Below are 17,710 nucleotides of genomic sequence, written 5' to 3'. Positions count from 1 at the left end.
CTGTTTTCAGAGGACGAACGACAGCATCGATCAGGCGAGCAACGACACCTTTCCGTTCGCGATGTCGTAGCGGGCAGCCACGACCTTCAGCTTCCCGTCCTTGACCGCTTCGGCAATGATCGGCGAGGCTTGACTGAGCAGCGCCGCCTGGATTTTGGCGTCGGCGTCGATGACGGCATTCAGGTCGGGACCGGCGGCGTCGACAGCCGGACGGATGGGTGCGTAAATGGCACTGATTTGGCCAGGCACGGCCTTGCCTTCGATGGCCGCCTTGACCGCACCGCAACTGCCATGCCCCAGCACCATGAGGACTTTCGTCCCCAGAACGGTGACGCCGTATTCGAGGCTTGCCGTGACCTCGGGCGTAGTGATGTTTCCGGCAATCCGTACAATGAAGAGATGCCTGATGCTCTGGTCGAAGACGAACTCCACCGGCACCCGGGAATCGGCACAGGACAGCACTGCGGCGAAGGGCTCCTGCTTCTCGGCCGTCTTGGCCTTGAGGATCGACAAATCCTCATTGGGGGACTGGAGCTGGCCGTCGAGATAGCGCTGGTTGCCGTCCATCATCGCCTTGAACGCCTCGTCGGGCGTCAAGGTGCCTGGGCCAGGGTCGGCCGGGTGGACGCGACAGTGGCGCCAGCCAAGACCGCTGCCGTGCCAGCCACTGCGCTGCACAGGAAGCCGCGCCGCGACAGATCGGTAGCCTTATCGCCACCCGTGGGCGTCGTTGAGCACCCCTCGCAACCGCAAACTGTACCGAAATGTTTGGTGGAAATGCCTTTGGTTTCCATGTCTCGCCTCCTCGCTCTGGACACTAACTAGGACAAACCACAAAGCCTTCGAGCCGCATGGGCCGAAACGCAAAAAACCCGCCGCCTCGAAAGAGACGGCGGGCCAGTGCTTGTCGGAAAAATGATCTGAACCGCAAGAGGCGGCCGACCTTACCCGACGCGCCTAATATCCAGCAGGATATCCAGGATACCAGGGGCCGTAATAGGAATTGCGGTAAGGATACCGATACTGGCCGAACCCAAAGAAGGTGTCGCCGCCACCAGCGTCAACGCCTCGGCCCCCGCCGCTACCACTCACTCCGCTGCCGCCCATACCGCCACTGCCGTGTCCTCCGCCGGTGCCACCGCCGTGTCCGCCGCCACCGCCCCCACCGCCGCCGCGGACGAGGTGCACACCGCCAGGATCATCGTTCTGCTTGTGGATGAGGACGGCTGGCTGCAGGCCACCTTGGTCGCAGCGCATGGCGGTGCTGCAGCTCAGGCGGTGTATGCCGCTGTCCGCCGGCTGTGCCGGATGAGTGCGAAAAGCCGCGCCTACTGCGTTGACCGTCGGGATGATGTCAGGAATGGAGCTCGGAATAGGCGCGGCAAACGCACCGCCGTAGAGCGCCCCAATGCCCAGCAATCCCGAACATGCGAGTGTTGAAAGATAACGTTTCATTGTCGTCTCCAAGGGTTGCTGTCCGTAGAGCCCAGTGTCTTCGATGATCGCAGGGGGATTGACCTCGATGCGATGATCATTGGCATTGGGCCTCTATCGGACCTACCGAGTAGACTCGCCGCGAACGAAAAAATTCCCTGGGACTTCACGTTCCCAAAGGACTTCATGAAAGCGCCGCTCATCCGAAGTCGCAGGCACGCGCCTGCGCAGCCCAAGCCGCAGGCTAAATCACACGACTATCGTGCTTCAAAGCAGGCTGAGTGTTGTCGCAATTGCTGCCAGTAATGCGACCACGATCCAGGGCGGTGCCTTCCAGACGGTGAGCAGCAGGAATCCGGCAAGAGCGAGCGCGAAGTCGCGTGGTAGGAGGATTGCACTGGTCCAAACTGGAGAATAGAGCGCGGCTCCGAGGATGCCGACAACCGCCGCGTTGGCCCCACGCATGGCTGCTTGCGCAGTCGGCCGTCTGCGGAAGGCATCCCAGAATGGCAATGCGCCGATCAGCAGCAGAAAGCCCGGAAGGAAGATCGAGACAAGCGCGACAGCGGCGCCGGCTATGCCGTTCGGCTGCGACTTCATCACTGCCCCAAGGTAGGCAGCGAAGGTGAAGAGCGGACCAGGAACAGCTTGTGCGGCTCCATACCCAGCCAGGAATGCGTCGTTGCTCACCCAGCCCGGCGGAACGACCTCGGCCTGCAACAGGGGCAAGACGACGTGACCACCGCCAAACACCAGCGATCCTGCCCGATAGAACGCATCGGCAAGCGCGGCCACAGGCGACTTCTCGGCAAGCAAAGGCAAGAGCAAGAGCAGAGCCAAGAACAGTGCCAGGGACGCCATGCCGACCATTTTGGGCACGCGGAAATGGAGGTGTCCGGTTGCCGTTTGCACCCCCTCGCGGCACAGCCACAGCCCAGCTAATCCTCCCGTTGCGATTGCCGCGATCTGGCCGATCGATCCCGCAGCAAAAATCACGATCAGCACGGCCGCAAGCGCAATTCCCGCGCGTTCGCGGTCTGGCGTAAGACTGCGCGCCATGCCCCAAACCGCCTGAGCAACAACTGCCACCGCGACCACTTTGAGACCGTGCAGCAGTCCGGCTCCAACGGCCCCCGAGAAGGCGGTCGCGCCAAATGCGAAGATGACAAGAAGGATAGCCGATGGCAGCGTGAAGGCCGACCAGGCCGCAAGCGCACCCAGAGCACCGCCGCGATACAATCCGAGCGCAAACCCGACCTGGCTGCTCGCGGGACCAGGAAGGAACTGACAGAGGGCGACGAGATCCGCGTATCCCTCCTCATCGATCCACTTACGCCGGATGACCAGCTCGTCGCGAAAATAGCCAAGATGAGCTATCGGTCCGCCAAAAGACGTCACCCCGAGCTTAAGGAACGCTCGAAACACCTCTGATGCCGTGCCGCGCTGCTTGGAACTCTCAGCAATCACCATCACCAGATACAACCTCGCGAACTGCCTCAGCACGCCGCCATTGACCCAATCGCAGGGCGCTGCTTCCAATCCGCCCATTGAATCGACGCTGACGCCCGAGTGTAGTGTTGTAAATGGCTGATCCATATGACAGCTCGCAGCCTTGGGCGAGACGACGAGTTTCGCCAGCCCTCCGATCTCGCCGCCGTATCCTGGCTCCGCCGCCGCGCCCGTTTCACCCGTACACGAACGGATTTATGAGTGGACTTGCCGGCGCCGAACCGCCGGTAGTCCGGATCATGTCAATGAGCGCGCGCAGGGCCGCAGGAATTTGCCGATGGCCGGGATAGTAAAGGAAGAACCCTTCGAAGGCAGGCGACCAGTCCTCCAATACGCGCACCATTTGCCCCGAGCGCAGGAATGGCGCGGCCATGGCTTCGAGTGTGATCGCGATCCCCACGCCGTCGATCGCCGCGCGAAGGGCCAAGGCGGGATCGTTGACCGTCAGATGCCCCGCTACTTTGATGTGCTGGGATTTGCCCTCATGCTCGAAAGGCCATTCGAGCACGCTTCCGTCGGACGGAATACGGAATTGAATACAGCTGTGCCGGGCGAGATCGTCAGGCGTCTGCGGTGGTGCCCGACGCGCAAAATACTTTGGTGCACCCACCACAGCCACCCGCATCGGCTCCATTACCCGGACGGCGATCATGTCGAGCGCGGCCATGTCTTGTGGGCCGATGCCCGCGTCGAAGCCCTTCGCCACGATATCGATCGGCCCCTCTTGAACGCTGATGTCGAGATAAACGTCCGGGTACATGGATAGATAGCGTTCCCAAACCGGCGCCATTACCGACATCGCCGCCATTGGATGGCTGGCACAGATCCTGAGAGTCCCGAACGGCCGCTGCCGTTCTAACTTCAGATCCTCGAGCGCCTCGGAGATCTGATCGATCGCTGGCCGCAGCCGTCCTAACAGACGCAGCCCGGCATCCGTAAGCGATACGCTGCGGGTGGTTCGGTTCAGCAGGCGCACCCCGAGGCGCTCCTCCATCTGCCGCATCGTATGGCTGAGCGCCGAGGGCGTGACGCCAAGTCGAGCCGCCGCCGCCCGGAAGTTGAGGTTGTCGGCGACAGCGATAAAGGCTGTCAAATCGGCCAGTTCGGCTCGGTGCATTCCTGAACTCTCCTCAACAGGGAATGCAAAGGGGACGGGATTATCCTTTGCGACCGGTGTCATTATCTATCTGCCAGACACAGCGAGCCTGAACAGGAGTTCGCAATGCTGGCAGACGATGAAGACAATGCAAAGGTAGGCGCACCGTTGCAGTCGGCGATGGCCGAGGCGACAACACTGGAGCGGGACGCCACCGAGATTCACTCTTTAGAGCCCGTTCCCCCTCGCGGGCCGATGCCGCAGGCGCGTACCGATGAAGAACGCCGCATCGTGGAATGGCCGCCGGTCGACGAGGATCGGCCTCTGGAGCAGGGTCGGGTCCACCCCAATAAGCCTCCAAAGGGGCTCATGCGGCGTCACCCGTTCACTTCCACGATGGCGCTGCTTTCTTTCATCGTGGCGGCGGCGGGTGGCTATCTCTACTGGGACTATGCCCGCCATTTCGAGACCACCGATGATGCCTTTATCGCGGCGCGGCAATTCTCCGTCGCCCCCAAGGTGTCGGGCTTCATCACCGCCGTGCCTGTGACCGACAATCAGCATGTGGAAGCCGGGGACGTAATCGCGCGTATCGACGCGCGCGATTACCAGGCCGCGCTTGAACAGACGGACGCCCAGGTGGGTGTCGCACAGGCCAATATCCAGAAAATCGATGCGCAGACCACAGTGCAGAAGGCGCAGGTCGCCGCCAACCAGGACCAGGTAGACCAGGCACAAGCGGCGTTGGTATTCGCGCAGCAGCAGGCAACCCGCTACCAGAAATTGGCGCAAACCGGCGCGGGCAGCGTCCAGAACGCCCAGCAGTATAGCTCGCAGTTGCATCAGCAGCAGGCAGCGCTTGCGAGCGCGCAAGCAAATCTCACCGTGGCGCAGCGACAGCTCACCTCACTGAGCGCGCAGCGCAAGAGCGCCGAGGCGAGCCTCGCGCAGGCCAAAGCCCAGCGCGATCAGGCGCAGCTCAACCTGTCCTACACTACAGTCACGGCGGCCCAGGCCGGCCGGGTCGTCAACCTTGGCGCGGCCGTCGGCCAATATGCCCAGTCTGGCACGGGCCTGGCCATGTTCGTGCCGGACAAGATCTGGATCACGGCAAATTTCAAGGAGACTCAGCTTGACGCCATGAGGCCGGAACAGCCGGTGTCGCTCGAGATCGACGCCTATCCAGAGCGCACAATCCACGGTCACATCGCCAGCGTGCAGCCTGGCTCCGGCACCGCCTTCTCGGTTCTGCCGGCCGAGAACGCTACCGGCAACTACGTCAAGATCGTCCAGCGCGTGCCGGTCAAGCTCGTGATGGACAACCCGCCGACTGACGTCGCACTCGGCCCCGGCATGTCGGTGGTGCCGACAGTGCGAGTAGACCCGACCCCGTCTCTGTACGAGCGGTTGAGGAATTGGTCATGAGTTCCCAAACAGCCCGAACGGGCGCCCCCGCTGCGCCTCATAACGCAGGCGTCAGCTCAGGTAGCAATCCCTGGCTTATCGCCGTGCTGGTGGCGCTCGCATCCTTCATGGAGGTGCTCGACACCACCATCGCCAACGTCGCCCTGCCCTACATTGCCGGCGGCGTAGGAGTGAGCGAGGACGAGGCCTCCTGGGTGGTGACCACCTATCTGGTCGCCAATGCCATCAGCCTGACGGCCAGCGGCTTTCTTGCCCGGCGACTCGGCCGCAAAGCCTTCTTCGTGGGCTGCCTGGCGCTGTTCACCATCAGCTCGGTGCTGAGCGGCCTGGCCTGGAATCTGCAGTCGCTGCTGCTCTTCCGCATCATGCAAGGGCTCGGCGGCGGTGGCATGGTGCCGGTCTCGCAGTCGATCCTGGCGGACGCCTTTCCCCCCGAGAAGCGCGGCCAGGGGTTTGCGCTGTTCGGAGTGGCCGTGGTTGTGGCGCCGGTTGTCGGACCGACGCTCGGGGGCTGGCTGAGCGACAACTGGTCCTGGCACTGGTGCTTCTTGATCAATGGCCCGGTCGGCCTGTTCGCGATGGCGATGATCGCGGCGATCCTGCGCGAACCTGCCACGGAGAAGCGCCGGCAGCTGCAGCAGAAGGGCAGGTTCGATCTTATCGGCTTCGTGTTGGCCGCGACCTTTCTCGGCGCTCTGGAACTCATGCTCGACCGCGGCCTCGAGGACGACTGGTTCTCCTCTTCCTTCATCATCATCGTCGCGACCATCTGCGCGGTGGCCTTCATGCTGATGATCCCGTGGGAGATCAGCCGCCCGAATCCGATGATCGACCTCAGGATGATTGCCACACGCCAGTTCGGCACCTCCCTTCTGGTGATGCTCGGGGCTGGCGCCATCATGTTCTCGACCACCCAGTTTCTGCCTCAGCTGGTGCAGCAGAACTTCGGTTATACTGCGACCTGGGCTGGCCTCGTGCTGTCGCCGGGCGGGGTCGTTACCATGGTGATGATGTTCATCGTTGGCCCCCTGTCGGGAAAGGTCCAGCCCAAATACCTGATCATGGCCGGGGCGTTGATCACCGCGCTTTCGATGTACGATCTGACAAACGTCTACGGCGACCTCGGTTTCTGGTTCTTCTCCCGCTCGCGGATACTGCTCGGGGTCGGTCTGCCGCTGATCTTCCTGCCGATTCTTGCCGCCGCCTATGATGGCATTCCACCCGACAAGACCGACCAGGCCTCAGCCTTGATCAACGTCGCGCGCAATACTGGCGGCTCGATCGGCGTTTCCCTCGCGTCCAACGTGCTGGCGCATCGCGAGCAGTTTCATCAGGGCCGCCTCGCCGAGCACACGATCCCGTCGAGCGTCCCATACAAGGATACGTTGCAGCAGGTGACAGACTATTTCGCCGCCCATGGCAGTTCGCTGGCCGAGGCGCATCAACAGGCCATCGCCTGGATCGGCCAGCAACTACAAGCCCAGGCCGCCTTCCTGGCCTACATGGATGTCTTCTGGGTCCTGACGCTGATCTCGCTGGCGGCGGTGCCGCTCGCATTGAGCCTGCGCAAGGTCAAGCTCGGAGGCGCCGCACCGATGGCCCATTGAGCGGGATGCATCGGTGCTTTGATTGGAAGGAGAGCATGCCATGGATGTTCGATTTCCGCCGCCGTCGCGGATAGCAGCCATACCGCTTCCGCCTTTGTGGACATTCCGCTTCTGCCGAAGCCAGCTGTCAAATTGTTGCAGCTTTATCGTCGGCTGTGGGCTATCCGGTCACTGACAGTGTTCAGCAGGGAGTTCCGACCAATTGAGCGTAGCATTTGCCAAGGAGGAAAGCGCCGAGGCAGCGTCGGAAACCATCCTCCCGGCTCGCCCTATTTCCGATCGAATCAACCTCGTCACGGAGGCGGGTCTCAGGATGCTGCAAGATGAATTGGCCCGCGCCCGGCAGGCTCTCGAGGCCGCCAACGTGCTGGAAGATGTCAACGAACGGCGGCGACAGTCGGCGGTTCCGCTTCGTGATGTGCGCTATTATGCCGAGCGGGTTCGTACGGCTCAGCTTATGCCGGTGTCCACGTCCAATGAAGTGATCGCCTTCGGTCACACCGTTACATTCGCGCGTGACGATGGCCGCACCCAGACCTTCCGCATTGTCGGTGAGGATGAGGCCAACCCGTCTCAAGCTTCCATATCGCATGGTTCACCGGTTGCCATCGCGCTGATTGGCAAAAGAGTTGGTGACGTCGTCCAGCTAGCGCAGCGCGAACTGGAGATCCTGTCCATTTCTTAGCTGGACGTCGGGGTACGACGCACGACCGAATTGCAGGCATGTTCTATGCCTCCGTCACGGCCAACCGCCACCGCATATTTGGTATACTGTTAGGTGAGGCGCAGCGGGTTACACCCATCGCCGCAACTGGAGGTTGACAGCTACCGCGAGCCCTTCATTCTGCGCCTAGTAGCGGTGGCTCAGGGCGAATAGTGACCGATCGCAGTGGGGCCGAAAGCTGCCGAACGTGAGGCGCATGCCGTTGTCCTTCATGGAAAAGAGTGCCGGGATACACTGTCACGGCAAGAAGCACGTTGACAGTTGCCGGAGTGTAAACAGGACGGTGCAAAGATCGGACTGGAGGCCCGCTTCTGACCCACCTGATTGGTTCGCTGTTTCGAGTGAAACTTGGAGCGACTTCGCATTAGACTGCAACCTGTAGCAAATGTCGGTATCGGTCGTTGCCCTCGCAACCGAGCCCTACGCCACCGCACGCTACGTTAGCCGGACCTTACCGGTATCGGGAAAGACCGGCCAAGATGACGGCGGCTATGCCGGCCTCAATGGGCGTGGCTTGAGATGGCTGAGCAGCGCATCGATGAAAACCCGTGTCTTGCGCGGCATAAGCTGCCTGCTTGGAAAGACGGCGCGCACCATCGCCGGAGGTAGGCGCCATTCAGGCAGGACGCGAACCAGTTCGCCGCTGGCGAGATAAGGCCGGGCGAACAGATCCGGCATGGCCGTTATGCCTGCGCCCGAACGCGCCAGGCGGAAGAGAAGTTCATAAGAATTCGCTGTAACCCGCCGCCCTGACATATCGACCGGAACCGAAAGAGCGTCTCTGCTGAGAAGCCAGGTCACCGGAATGCCATCGGCGAGCAGCACGAGGACGTCATGCCGTCCCAGCGCCTCCGGTGTATCGGGCTCGCCGGCGCGTTCCGTGTAGAGCGGCGACGCGTAGAGACTGATACCCAGGTCGACCAGATGCCGGGTGGTCAACTGAAGGTCCTGCGTTTCTCTGCCAATCCGTATGGCTAGGTCGAAGCCATCGGCGATCACGTCGACATAACGTGGCGAGAGGTCGAGCTCTAGCTGGATTTCACTGTACGCCTTGCTGAAATCCGCCAGCATAGGAGCGAGCGAGATCGCAGCAAGGTCGCCAGGCACGGATACGCGCAACCGCCCGGACGGCGTCACCTGGCGGTGCTCGGCGACCGCCATGACTGCATCGACCTCGTGGATAATTTGTTCGGCCGGGATGAGGATGCGTTGGCCCATCTCGGTCAGGACGTTGCGACGCGTGGTGCGCTGGAGCAGGCGCTCACCAAGCTGACTTTCAAGAACGGACACGCGTCGGGATACCGTCGACTTCGGCAGGCCAAGCCGTTCAGCCGCGGCGCTGAAGCTGCCTGTCTCGGCCACACGCGCGAAAATCATCAGGTCGAAAGGGTCGGGTGCGGTCGGCATTGCTGGACCTAAATTGTTTCAAACATGAAACAATCAAACCCATTCCCGACAATAGCGCAACAACGAGATTGCCGATTAGCTGACGCTATGAACTTCAATACTCATCGGGTGTGTACGCAGTGACAGTTTCAGCCAGGAACCTCATCGACAAGGCTGTCGTCTGGGAAAGTGCGGTAGGCTGGACTCCCGAATGTCTCGATGAGGGGCCGGATATGCTTGTCCGGTACCGCAACGCGGGTTTCTCTTTCCTTTCGCTGACCATCGGCGCCGATTGGGACCGACCGGAACCCACCCTTCGCCACCTCGCCCAGCAGAGGCGATGGTTCGAGCAGCGCGCCCACGACTACCAGCTCATCGAAACCGTGGCCGACATTCGCGCAGCCAAGCAGTCGGGCAAGACGGCGATCGGGTTCCACCTGCAGGGCGCCGGCCCGGCCGCCTATGAGCCGGCCATGATCGATAGCTGGTACCGGCTCGGCATCCGCTGGATGATTTTGGCCTACAATACCCGCAATCCACTTGGGGACGGCTGCCACGAGCCCTCGGACGCAGGTCTGTCGATGCTGGGACGGGCCTTCGTCGCCGAGGCGAACCGCGTCGGCATGATGCTCGACGCCAGCCACGCCGGCATCAACACGTCGCTCGACATTATCGAATTGTCGGAAAAGCCGGTGGTGTTTTCACATTCGAGCGTTCGTGCGCTGAAGAACCATGAGCGCAACATCGACGACGTCCAGATCAAGGCTCTTGCCCAGCGCGGTGGCGTGGTCGGCATCAACTCGATTGGCGCCTTCCTGACCGACGACAACCGCTCAGACGTTCCGGCCCTGATGCGTCACATCGATCATGTCGCCCAGCTCGTCGGACCCGAACATGTCGGCCTAGGCCTCGACACCGTCTTCTACCAGCCATTCATGACCAAGCTCTACGACTCTGGTCCGATGATGGCGTTGCGGGGGTATCCCCGCCCGCCCTGGGCCGACGTCAAACCGGAGGTCTTGCCCGAGTTGGTCGAAGCCCTGGAACGCCACGGCTATTCGGAAGCCGCCATCCTCGGCGTGCTGGGCGAGAATTTCCTGCGGGTCGCTGAACAGAACTGGCGCCCCTCTACCGTGTAAATCCAACTCAAGGAGCGTGTCGTGAAATTGATGAAGTGGCTGCTCGCTGCAGCCTTGCTCACCGCCGCAAATGGCGCAGCCTTGGCTGATCCGAAACTGGTCGAAATCGCCAGCTTCGGCGAGCACCCCGCGCTCAATCAGGTGGCCGAAGGCTTCAAGGCCCGGATGGCCGAGCTGGGCTATGTCGAAGGCAAGGACGTCACCTACGGCTTCCAGCACGCCAATTTCGACCGCAGCCTTGTTCCGCAGATCCTGCAGCAGGTTGAGGCGAAGCACCCGGCGCTGATCCTCGCCATCACAACCGGGCTCAACCAGGCGGCGGTGCGCGGCATCACCGACAAGTCGATCCCAGTCGTATTTGGCGCGGTGGTGGATCCGGTCGTGGCAGGCATCGTGCCGGATTGGCAACACGGTTCGGCATGGAGTTCGGGCGCCTCCATGCTACCCGATTTCGACGCCTCCTTCGACTATCTCAAGAAGGTGTTGCCGGGCGTGAAGAAAGTCGGAACCCTGTTCAATCCGGGCGAGGACAACGACACCTCCAATATGGAGCTGATCCACAAGGCGGCCGCCAAGGCCGGTATCGAGGTCGTCGGCGTGCCGGTCGACAATCCCAACGATCTGCCCCAGCGTGTCCAGACCTTCGCCGGGCAGGTGGACGCTATCTTCCTCATACAGTCCAACGTCGTGCAGACGTCAGTGCCGGTTGTTGCGCAGGTTGCACAGCGGATCAAGCTGCCGCTGTTCAACTCGGTCTATGCCCCCGACCTCAAGGACCAACTCGCTGGCTTCCACGCCATTTCCTATCGCAAGAACGGCGAGCACGCGGCCGATATCGCCGACCGGATCCTCAAGGGCGAGAAGCCGGCCGACATTGCGCCCTATGTGCCCAAGGCCGAGGACTTCGACGCCTATGTCAGCCCCAAGGGCCTCGCGGGCGTCGGCCTGACGGTTCCGGAAGCGCTCAAGGACAGCCCATGGCTCCTGAAGTGACATCGGTGGGCATGCCCCTGCTTGTCTGCGCAGGCTTACGCAAGACCTTCAACGCGGGTCTCGCCGGAGCGCGACCCGCACTCGACGGGGCGGACCTTGCGCTCAATCGCGGCGACTTCGTCGTCATCATCGGCTCGAACGGCGCCGGCAAGTCGACGCTGCTCAACACCATCGCAGGCGCGATCGAGCCGGACGGCGGCTCGATCACCCTTGACGGCCGCGAAATCACCCGTCTGCCCGCGCACAAAAGGGCAGGCCTGATCTCACGTGTGTTTCAAGACCCGATGGTCGGTACCGCAGCCGCGATGACCATCGAGGAAAACCTGGCTCTGGCCGAGCAGCGCGGGCAACGCAGAGGCTTTACGCCCCATCTCGACGGCGCCAAACGCGATCGCTACAGGGCGTTGCTCGCTGGCCTGTCACTCGGCATGGAAGGTCGCCTGTCGACCCCTGTGGCCCAACTCTCGGGTGGTCAACGCCAGGCGTTGTCGCTGATCATGGCGTCGCTGTCGCGCCCCTCGCTGCTTTTGCTCGACGAGCACACCGCTGCACTGGATCCCCGTACCGCCGATCTGGTTATGGAGATGACATTGCGGATCGTCGCCGAACAGTCGCTCACCACATTGATGGTCACCCACAACATGCGCCAGGCAATCGAGACCGGCAATCGGCTGGTAATGATGGACGCCGGCCGCGTCCGCGACGACATCGGCGGCATCGAAAAGGCAGCGCTCACGCCTGCCGATCTCGTCGAAAAGTTCCGAATAGACAACGACCGCATGCTGCTGGGAACCTGACAAAATGGACGTGATCCAGGCTTATCTCAATCTCGTGCCGGTGACGCTGTCGCAAAGCCTCATCTATTCGTTCCTAGTACTCGGTATCATGATCCCGTTCCGGCTGCTGAGCTTTCCTGACCTCACTAGCGAAGGTGCCTTCCCACTCGGGGGCTGCGTGTGTGCGACATTGCTGATGGCAGGGTATTCGCCACTGCTTGCAACGCTGGCGGCCATACTCGCTGGCGCTGGAGCAGGCGCGGCAACCGCACTGGTCCACCTGCGTTTTCGGATCAATTCGCTGCTGGCAGGCATCCTGGTTTTCACGGCGCTCTACAGCCTCAATATGCGCATCCTCGGCCGCTCCAACGTCGCATTGTTCGGCGCCGACAACATCTTCATGCAGATCAACCCGGCCATTCTGAGCGACGTCCGGTTGCAAGTCGTCACATTCGCCATATTGATCGTCGCGGTTCTGATCGCCTTGCGCTGGTATCTGGCCACGCAGGCTGGGGCGGCAATGCGCGTGATAGGCATCAATCCGGATCTGGCGCCGTCGCTCGGCATCAGTATCTGGACCTGCACGATCGCCGGGTTGGGCATCGCCTCGGGCCTAACGGCCCTCGGAGGCGCGTTGATTGTACAATTGCAGGGCTATGCCGATGTTGGCATGGGCACCGGCATCCTGATCAACGGTCTCGCATCCCTGGTCATCGGCGAAACAATCACCGGACGGCAGACGGTGACCCGGCAATTGCTGGCGCCAGTGGTCGGCGCGGCGATCTACTATCAACTGGTGTCGCTTGCGCTGTCGCTTGGGCTGCAACCAAGCGACTTAAAGGTCGTGACGGCCGCCTTCGTACTGGTGACGCTCGGACTTCCCATGCTGCGTGGCCGCAGCGCCTTGCGCGAAACAATGCGTGCTTAGCGACGTGCTGCAAAAGTTGAGCGGAAAATCGGAGCACTAAACGTAGCGCGACGGCGGGAGACAAGCTGCGGTTCCGATCGTGTTTTCCAACGGATGGTGTGCCGTTGGGCTGTCCTAACGATGTCGCCACCCAAGCTTCGTATTCTCTAACGCGCAATCGGTTCGCGGCGCGGGAACCAAAATCAGAGCGCCGTGACAAGCTCAGCGTGGCGAGTGAGTTCGCTTTTGCGTCAATCGACGGGGGTATCGGCGAACGAGGGCGGAAACGGATTCTTGGCTGATATCGACTTCAGTCGAGTCAGAATCGTGTCGATCGACGGTCCCAAATTCGAAGGGATCCGCTAGTTGAGCCAAGACGGACGCCCACTTTGAATTCTGTGTCTGGCCGGCCCCATGAGTTACCCGGCAAAAATGGAGAACCCCTCTTCAATGAGCAGACATTTAGCTATCGTGCTTTACGTGATAACGATGGCAGCGGTCATAGTCGGTGTGGATTTTCTGTTCTTCAGAGATCGATTCTGGGAGCGGCTGGCCGTGAATATTGGAATTGTCTTGGTGTTTGCAGCTTTTTACCTGCTATTCCTTCGGCGCAGCTGAACTAGGGCGCCCTGATCGCGGCCGGGGTCCCATCATTTTGAATGGGAGCTATCCGGAACTCCCCATGCCGATTTTCCTGTTTGCCGACATCAGCATCCGCCAACTCTTCACGCCGATGGCCGGGAACCAACTAGGCCTCACCGTTCGCTGAACACGCACTACCTTTGACGCGTCCGCCTCAACGTCTCCGATGGCGTTTCGCCGTAGCGTCTCCTGTAGGCGGCGGCTGCTCGTCCGAGATGCCCAAGCCCGGCCATATAGGCGATCTCGGTCACCGAACGACTAGTGCCAGGATCCTGAAGGGCCGCCCTGAAATGTTCCAGCCGAACGGTCTCGATCATTTGCGTAAGCGTGGTCCCCCGTTGGCGACGGACCCCTTCCTGCAGCGAACGCAAGCTCGTGCCGGCTGCCTCCGCAATATCGGCAACGGAGAACGACCGTTCGATGTTGGCCAATATCCACGCCTCGGCGCGGGCAACGACAGCGGACCCTGCAGGTGTTGCCGCAACTTCAAGAACCCGCCGCTGCGAGTGGGACAATGACATGAGCAGGAGCGTGGTCAAGCTTTCGCCAAGGCGCGCAAGATAGTCGCCGAAGATGCCGCTTTCGATCTCGGTTGCTTCCCGCATCAGCCTGACATGGCCGAGCAGCTGACGACCCGCATCGCTGGTCGTGTCGACGCCGGTGGCGAATTCGACCCTGTCGACGGGTCGCCCGACGATCTGCTCACACTGCTTCTGCATCGCCTCCCGCGCGATCAGCACGATCAGCTTTTCGCAATCGCCAGACCAGCGCATCCTGGTGGGAAGGGTCGGCGACAAGAACGAGGCCGAGCGCCCTGCCTCGACACACGCGGTGTCCTTGCCGCAGCGGACCATTGCGGAGCCGGCAACCGGAATCTGGAGCAGGAAGAAGTTGGAGAGCTCACCGGGATCGATATCCACCTCAGTGCCATAGCTCACCACATTCAGCGAATAGTCGCGTTGCCGCGAAGAACGATGGACGGCATGAAAGCCGTTTGCGTGCCGTGCGCTGGGCGCCAGGAAATGCGGACAGAATATCCGGCCAATCTCCTGCCGCGCCTCCTCAGGGGATCGCGTGTCCACCAGCGTTCGACGTATGATTGACTGTTCTGCCGTGACGGGGTCCATGCAAGCAACCCCTCCCGCGGTCGCAACTGGCCACTCGATCCTGCGCAATCTGGATAATCGCTGCGCGATCCGGATTGCCGCCTATGCTCCTCCACTCTCAACATAGTTGAAGTTTAAATGAAACGCGAGCCCCGCCGCACGTAGGGCATCGCGTTCACCCGGGAACGACATCGGAGGAGCAAGATGTCCTCAGACCTATTCCTTGCCGGCATGCGCAAGGTCGTCGGCGCCGTTAGCGTCATCACGACCACCAGCAATGATGGCGACCCTCGCGGCCTGACGGCGACATCGGTCTGCTCGCTATCGGCCGAGCCGCCCTCTCTCATCGCCTGCGTCAACCGCAAGACCTGGGTCGCCCAGTTTGTGCCGGATTCGGGCGTCTTCGCTGTCAACGTGCTGTCGCAGGGGCAGGAGGCGATCGCCCGCACCTTCGCCGGGCAGACCTCGCTTGCAGCCAGCGACCGGTTTTCGGTCGGCGAATGGGAAACAAGAACAACAGGCGTGCCCATTGCCAAGGGTGCGCTGGCATCCTTCGAGTGCAAGCTGGAGCAGATCATCGACCACACCACGCATGTCATCCTGATCGGCCAGGTCGTCGAGACCGTGCTGGGGAATGGCCACTCGCTTGTCTATCTCGACGGAAGCTTCGCTTCCTTCCCACGGCCATCTTCGGCCGCCTGACGCAACGCCTTTGCGCGCAACCATCGAAACGGGAGATTTTCATGAAGGGTTTGGACGGCAAGACCGCGATCATTTCGGGCGGCGCCACGCTGCTCGGCGAACGCTGTGCGGCGGTGCTCGCAGGCTACGGCGTCAACGTGGTGATCGCCGACATCAATGAAGCCGATGGCAAGGCGGCCGCGGGGAACATTGGCATGAAGGCGAGCTTCGTCAGAACCGATATCACCAGCGACGCCGATATCGCCGCTCTGGTCGCCGCGACGGTCGAACAGCATGGCCGCCTCGACTTCCTGGTTAACGTCGCCTGTACCTATCTCGACAATGGTGCCGACACCGCGCGCAGCGACTGGCTGAAGGCGCTCGACGTCAACATCGTCAGTTCGGTCATGCTGATGCAGGCGGCGCGTCCGCACCTCGCCAAAAACAAGGGGGCCATCGTCAATTTCGGCTCGATTTCGGCGCGCGTCGCCCAGGTCGGACGCTGGGTCTATCCGGTCTCGAAGGCAGCTATCCTGCAGCTCACCCGCAACCAGGCGCTCGACCTCGCCCCCGACGGCATCAGGGTGAACGCTGTCTCGCCCGGCTGGACCTGGAGCAACATCATGAAACAGCTGAGCGGTAACGATCGCAAGAAGACCGATGGGGTCGCCGCCCCCTTCCACCTTTTGCGCCGCACTGGCGATCCCGAGGAAATCGGCGAGACCATCGCCTTCCTGCTTTCCGACGCGGCAAGCTTCATCACCGGCACCGATGTCTGCGTCGATGGTGGCTACACCGCGATCGGTCCCGAGCGGGTCGATCCGGCGATCCCGCTGCTGATGGAATAGGCCCGGCCAGCCGCAACGGCGCAGCAAGCCAAGCGATAGAAACAAGAAGGGGAATGGAATGAGCAATCGCAAGATCACGATACTCGGCGGAGGCCAGGCCGGCCTCCAGCTCGCCTGCGGCCTCCTGCAGAAGGGTTTTGACGTAAAGGTCGTCCAGAACCGTACGGCGGACGACATCCGCACCGGCAAGGTGATGTCCAGCCAGTGCATGTTCCACACCGCCCTGCAGAACGAACGCGACATCGGTCTCGATTTCTGGGGCGAGGAGTGCCCGACCGTTGACTCGATCAACTTCGTCGTGCCCGGCTCCGGCGGCAAGGCGATCGACTGGAACGGCCTGCTCGACCGCCCGGCGCAGAGCGTCGACCAGCGCACCAAGATTCCGGTCTGGCTCAAGGAGTTCGAGCGCCGCGGCGGCAGTCTAGAAATCAAGGACGCCGGGATCGCCGATCTAGAAGCCTATGCGGCGGCATCCGACCTGACCATCGTCGCTGCCGGCAAGGGCGACATCGCCAAGATGTTCGAACGCGATACCGAAAAATCGCCGTTCGACAGGCCGCAACGCGCACTTGCCTTGACCTATGTCCACGGCATGACGCCGCGGCCCGACCACTCCGCCGTGAATTTCAACCTGATCCCGGGCGTGGGCGAATATTTCGTCTTCCCGGCACTGACCAACAGCGGCGCCTGCGAAATCATGGTGTTCGAGGGCGTCCCTGGCGGGCCGATGGATTGCTGGAAGGACGTGGCGAGCCCGCAGGAGCATCTCGCCCGTTCGAAAGAGATCCTGTCGACGTTTCTGCCGTGGGAAGCCGAGCGTTGCCGCAATGTCGAACTGACCGACGCCAACGGCATCCTCTCCGGTGCCTTTCCTCCGACTGTGCGCAAGCCCATCGGCCGGCTGCCGTCTGGAAAAGTCGTACTTGGCCTCGCCGATGCGGTCTGCCTCAACGACCCGATCACCGGGCAAGGTTCGAACAATGCTTCAAAGGCGGCTCGCGTCTACATGGATGCCATCGTCGATCATGGCGATCGGCCGTTCGATGAGGCTTTCATGCAGGCGACCTTCGACAAATATTGGGATTATGCCCAGTTCGTGGTCGGCTGGACAAACGCAATGCTGCAGCCGCCTCCCCCGCATGTCTTGAATATCATGGGCTCGGCCCAGGCTATGCCCGCATTGTCGCTCCGCATTGCCAATGCCTTCGACAATCCGCCCGATCTGTTCCCCTGGTTTGCGGTCCCCGAAGAGGCTGACCGATACCTTCAGCAGCTTGCTGCCTGACGGGCTTCACCACGCCGGCAAATGACATGTTCTTTGCCGGCATGGTTCGTGAACGTAGCCCGAGATTCCGGGCGACCAACAAGCCGGATACGGCTTCGACACGGTCGCCATGCCAAAAGATGCAGGCTGCCAGGGAAGACCATTAACGGACT

Annotated in this window: 16 protein-coding genes; 10 read left to right on the top strand and 6 right to left on the bottom strand. The window is 61.7% G+C overall.

Annotated elements, in window-relative coordinates:
* Positions 1 to 30: 30 nt before the first annotated feature.
* From C7I85_RS04575 to C7I85_RS04560, 4 genes are all read right to left on the bottom strand, one after another.
* Complete coding sequence (locus tag C7I85_RS04575; protein WP_245444806.1) at positions 31 to 678, bottom strand: carbonic anhydrase; 648 nt, start codon at positions 676 to 678, stop codon at positions 31 to 33.
* 279 nt (positions 679 to 957) lie between these two features.
* The gene (locus C7I85_RS30885) at positions 958 to 1,455 is read right to left on the bottom strand and encodes a hypothetical protein (protein WP_181257084.1); all 498 of its coding nucleotides are present in this window, start codon (positions 1,453 to 1,455) and stop codon (positions 958 to 960) included.
* 246 nt (positions 1,456 to 1,701) lie between these two features.
* Positions 1,702 to 2,904 carry a chromate efflux transporter gene (gene chrA / locus C7I85_RS04565; protein WP_106723073.1) on the bottom strand — a complete coding sequence of 401 codons (1,203 nt, stop codon included), beginning with the start codon at positions 2,902 to 2,904 and terminating at the stop codon, positions 1,702 to 1,704.
* A 214-nt stretch (positions 2,905 to 3,118) separates the two neighbouring features.
* On the bottom strand, positions 3,119 to 4,060 hold the full coding sequence (locus C7I85_RS04560; protein WP_106722763.1) for a LysR family transcriptional regulator: 942 nt from the start codon (positions 4,058 to 4,060) through the stop codon (positions 3,119 to 3,121).
* 105 nt (positions 4,061 to 4,165) lie between these two features.
* Between C7I85_RS04560 and C7I85_RS04555 the strand changes: the two genes are divergently transcribed.
* From C7I85_RS04555 to greA, 3 genes are all read left to right on the top strand, one after another.
* Positions 4,166 to 5,464: an HlyD family secretion protein gene (locus C7I85_RS04555; RefSeq protein WP_245444805.1), complete on the top strand. Its 1,299-nt coding sequence runs from the start codon at positions 4,166 to 4,168 to the stop codon at positions 5,462 to 5,464.
* Positions 5,461 to 7,071: a DHA2 family efflux MFS transporter permease subunit gene (locus tag C7I85_RS04550; RefSeq protein ID WP_106722762.1), complete on the top strand. Its 1,611-nt coding sequence runs from the start codon at positions 5,461 to 5,463 to the stop codon at positions 7,069 to 7,071. The genes C7I85_RS04555 and C7I85_RS04550 overlap by 4 nt, the downstream gene beginning before the upstream one ends.
* Positions 7,072 to 7,273: 202 nt before the next feature.
* Positions 7,274 to 7,756, top strand: a complete 483-nt coding sequence (greA, locus tag C7I85_RS04545) for a transcription elongation factor GreA (RefSeq protein WP_106722761.1) — start codon at positions 7,274 to 7,276, stop codon at positions 7,754 to 7,756.
* Positions 7,757 to 8,284: 528 nt separating this feature from the next.
* Here greA and C7I85_RS04540 read toward each other — a convergent pair.
* A complete protein-coding gene (locus C7I85_RS04540) occupies positions 8,285 to 9,202 on the bottom strand; it encodes a LysR family transcriptional regulator (RefSeq protein WP_106722760.1) in 918 nt (305 codons plus the stop codon).
* A 119-nt stretch (positions 9,203 to 9,321) separates the two neighbouring features.
* Here C7I85_RS04540 and C7I85_RS04535 point away from each other — a divergent pair, with 119 nt between their 5' ends.
* Genes C7I85_RS04535 through C7I85_RS04520 form a run of 4 tightly spaced genes read left to right on the top strand, consistent with a single transcriptional unit; the run spans position 9,322 to position 13,017 of the window.
* The gene (locus C7I85_RS04535) at positions 9,322 to 10,320 is read left to right on the top strand and encodes a dipeptidase (RefSeq protein ID WP_146148833.1); all 999 of its coding nucleotides are present in this window, start codon (positions 9,322 to 9,324) and stop codon (positions 10,318 to 10,320) included.
* 30 nt (positions 10,321 to 10,350) lie between these two features.
* Positions 10,351 to 11,313, top strand: coding sequence for an ABC transporter substrate-binding protein (locus tag C7I85_RS04530; protein ID WP_106722758.1), 963 nt, complete (start codon positions 10,351 to 10,353; stop codon positions 11,311 to 11,313).
* Entirely contained in the window at positions 11,298 to 12,110 is an 813-nt protein-coding gene (locus C7I85_RS04525) for an ABC transporter ATP-binding protein (protein WP_428832816.1), read from the top strand. Before C7I85_RS04530 ends, C7I85_RS04525 begins: the two co-directional genes overlap by 16 nt.
* Positions 12,111 to 12,114: 4 nt before the next feature.
* Positions 12,115 to 13,017 (top strand): ABC transporter permease, encoded by a 903-nt coding sequence (locus C7I85_RS04520; RefSeq protein ID WP_106722757.1) that lies wholly within the window; start codon positions 12,115 to 12,117, stop codon positions 13,015 to 13,017.
* 755 nt (positions 13,018 to 13,772) lie between these two features.
* On the opposite strand, the gene C7I85_RS04515 is transcribed toward C7I85_RS04520, so the two are convergent.
* Positions 13,773 to 14,765 (bottom strand): AraC family transcriptional regulator, encoded by a 993-nt coding sequence (locus C7I85_RS04515; protein ID WP_106722756.1) that lies wholly within the window; start codon positions 14,763 to 14,765, stop codon positions 13,773 to 13,775.
* A gap of 183 nt (positions 14,766 to 14,948) precedes the next feature.
* Between C7I85_RS04515 and C7I85_RS04510 the strand changes: the two genes are divergently transcribed.
* Genes C7I85_RS04510 through C7I85_RS04500 form a run of 3 tightly spaced genes read left to right on the top strand, consistent with a single transcriptional unit; the run spans position 14,949 to position 17,558 of the window.
* The gene (locus C7I85_RS04510; RefSeq protein ID WP_106722755.1) at positions 14,949 to 15,446 is read left to right on the top strand and encodes a flavin reductase family protein; all 498 of its coding nucleotides are present in this window, start codon (positions 14,949 to 14,951) and stop codon (positions 15,444 to 15,446) included.
* Positions 15,447 to 15,487: 41 nt separating this feature from the next.
* A complete protein-coding gene (locus tag C7I85_RS04505) occupies positions 15,488 to 16,273 on the top strand; it encodes an SDR family oxidoreductase (protein WP_106722754.1) in 786 nt (261 codons plus the stop codon).
* Between the two features lie 58 nt (positions 16,274 to 16,331).
* Positions 16,332 to 17,558: a styrene monooxygenase/indole monooxygenase family protein gene (locus tag C7I85_RS04500; protein ID WP_106722753.1), complete on the top strand. Its 1,227-nt coding sequence runs from the start codon at positions 16,332 to 16,334 to the stop codon at positions 17,556 to 17,558.
* Positions 17,559 to 17,710: the final 152 nt, after the last annotated feature.

The sequence above is a fragment of the Pseudaminobacter soli (ex Li et al. 2025) genome (genome assembly GCF_003012705.1).
In the GTDB taxonomy this organism is placed as follows: Bacteria; Pseudomonadota; Alphaproteobacteria; order Rhizobiales; family Rhizobiaceae; genus Pseudaminobacter; species Pseudaminobacter soli.
This window is presented reverse-complemented; position numbering and strand designations above follow the sequence as displayed.

Coding starts and splice junctions, on each gene's coding strand:
- C7I85_RS30885 (WP_181257084.1), bottom strand. CDS start 1,455: ATGAAACGTTATCTTTCAACACTCGCATGTTCGGGATTGCTGGGCATT.
- chrA (WP_106723073.1), bottom strand. CDS start 2,904: ATGGTGATTGCTGAGAGTTCCAAGCAGCGCGGCACGGCATCAGAGGTG.
- C7I85_RS04560 (WP_106722763.1), bottom strand. CDS start 4,060: ATGCACCGAGCCGAACTGGCCGATTTGACAGCCTTTATCGCTGTCGCC.
- C7I85_RS04555 (WP_245444805.1), top strand. CDS start 4,166: ATGCTGGCAGACGATGAAGACAATGCAAAGGTAGGCGCACCGTTGCAG.
- C7I85_RS04550 (WP_106722762.1), top strand. CDS start 5,461: ATGAGTTCCCAAACAGCCCGAACGGGCGCCCCCGCTGCGCCTCATAAC.
- C7I85_RS04540 (WP_106722760.1), bottom strand. CDS start 9,202: ATGCCGACCGCACCCGACCCTTTCGACCTGATGATTTTCGCGCGTGTG.
- C7I85_RS04530 (WP_106722758.1), top strand. CDS start 10,351: ATGAAGTGGCTGCTCGCTGCAGCCTTGCTCACCGCCGCAAATGGCGCA.
- C7I85_RS04525 (WP_428832816.1), top strand. CDS start 11,298: ATGGCTCCTGAAGTGACATCGGTGGGCATGCCCCTGCTTGTCTGCGCA.
- C7I85_RS04520 (WP_106722757.1), top strand. CDS start 12,115: ATGGACGTGATCCAGGCTTATCTCAATCTCGTGCCGGTGACGCTGTCG.
- C7I85_RS04515 (WP_106722756.1), bottom strand. CDS start 14,765: ATGGACCCCGTCACGGCAGAACAGTCAATCATACGTCGAACGCTGGTG.
- C7I85_RS04510 (WP_106722755.1), top strand. CDS start 14,949: ATGTCCTCAGACCTATTCCTTGCCGGCATGCGCAAGGTCGTCGGCGCC.
- C7I85_RS04505 (WP_106722754.1), top strand. CDS start 15,488: ATGAAGGGTTTGGACGGCAAGACCGCGATCATTTCGGGCGGCGCCACG.
- C7I85_RS04500 (WP_106722753.1), top strand. CDS start 16,332: ATGAGCAATCGCAAGATCACGATACTCGGCGGAGGCCAGGCCGGCCTC.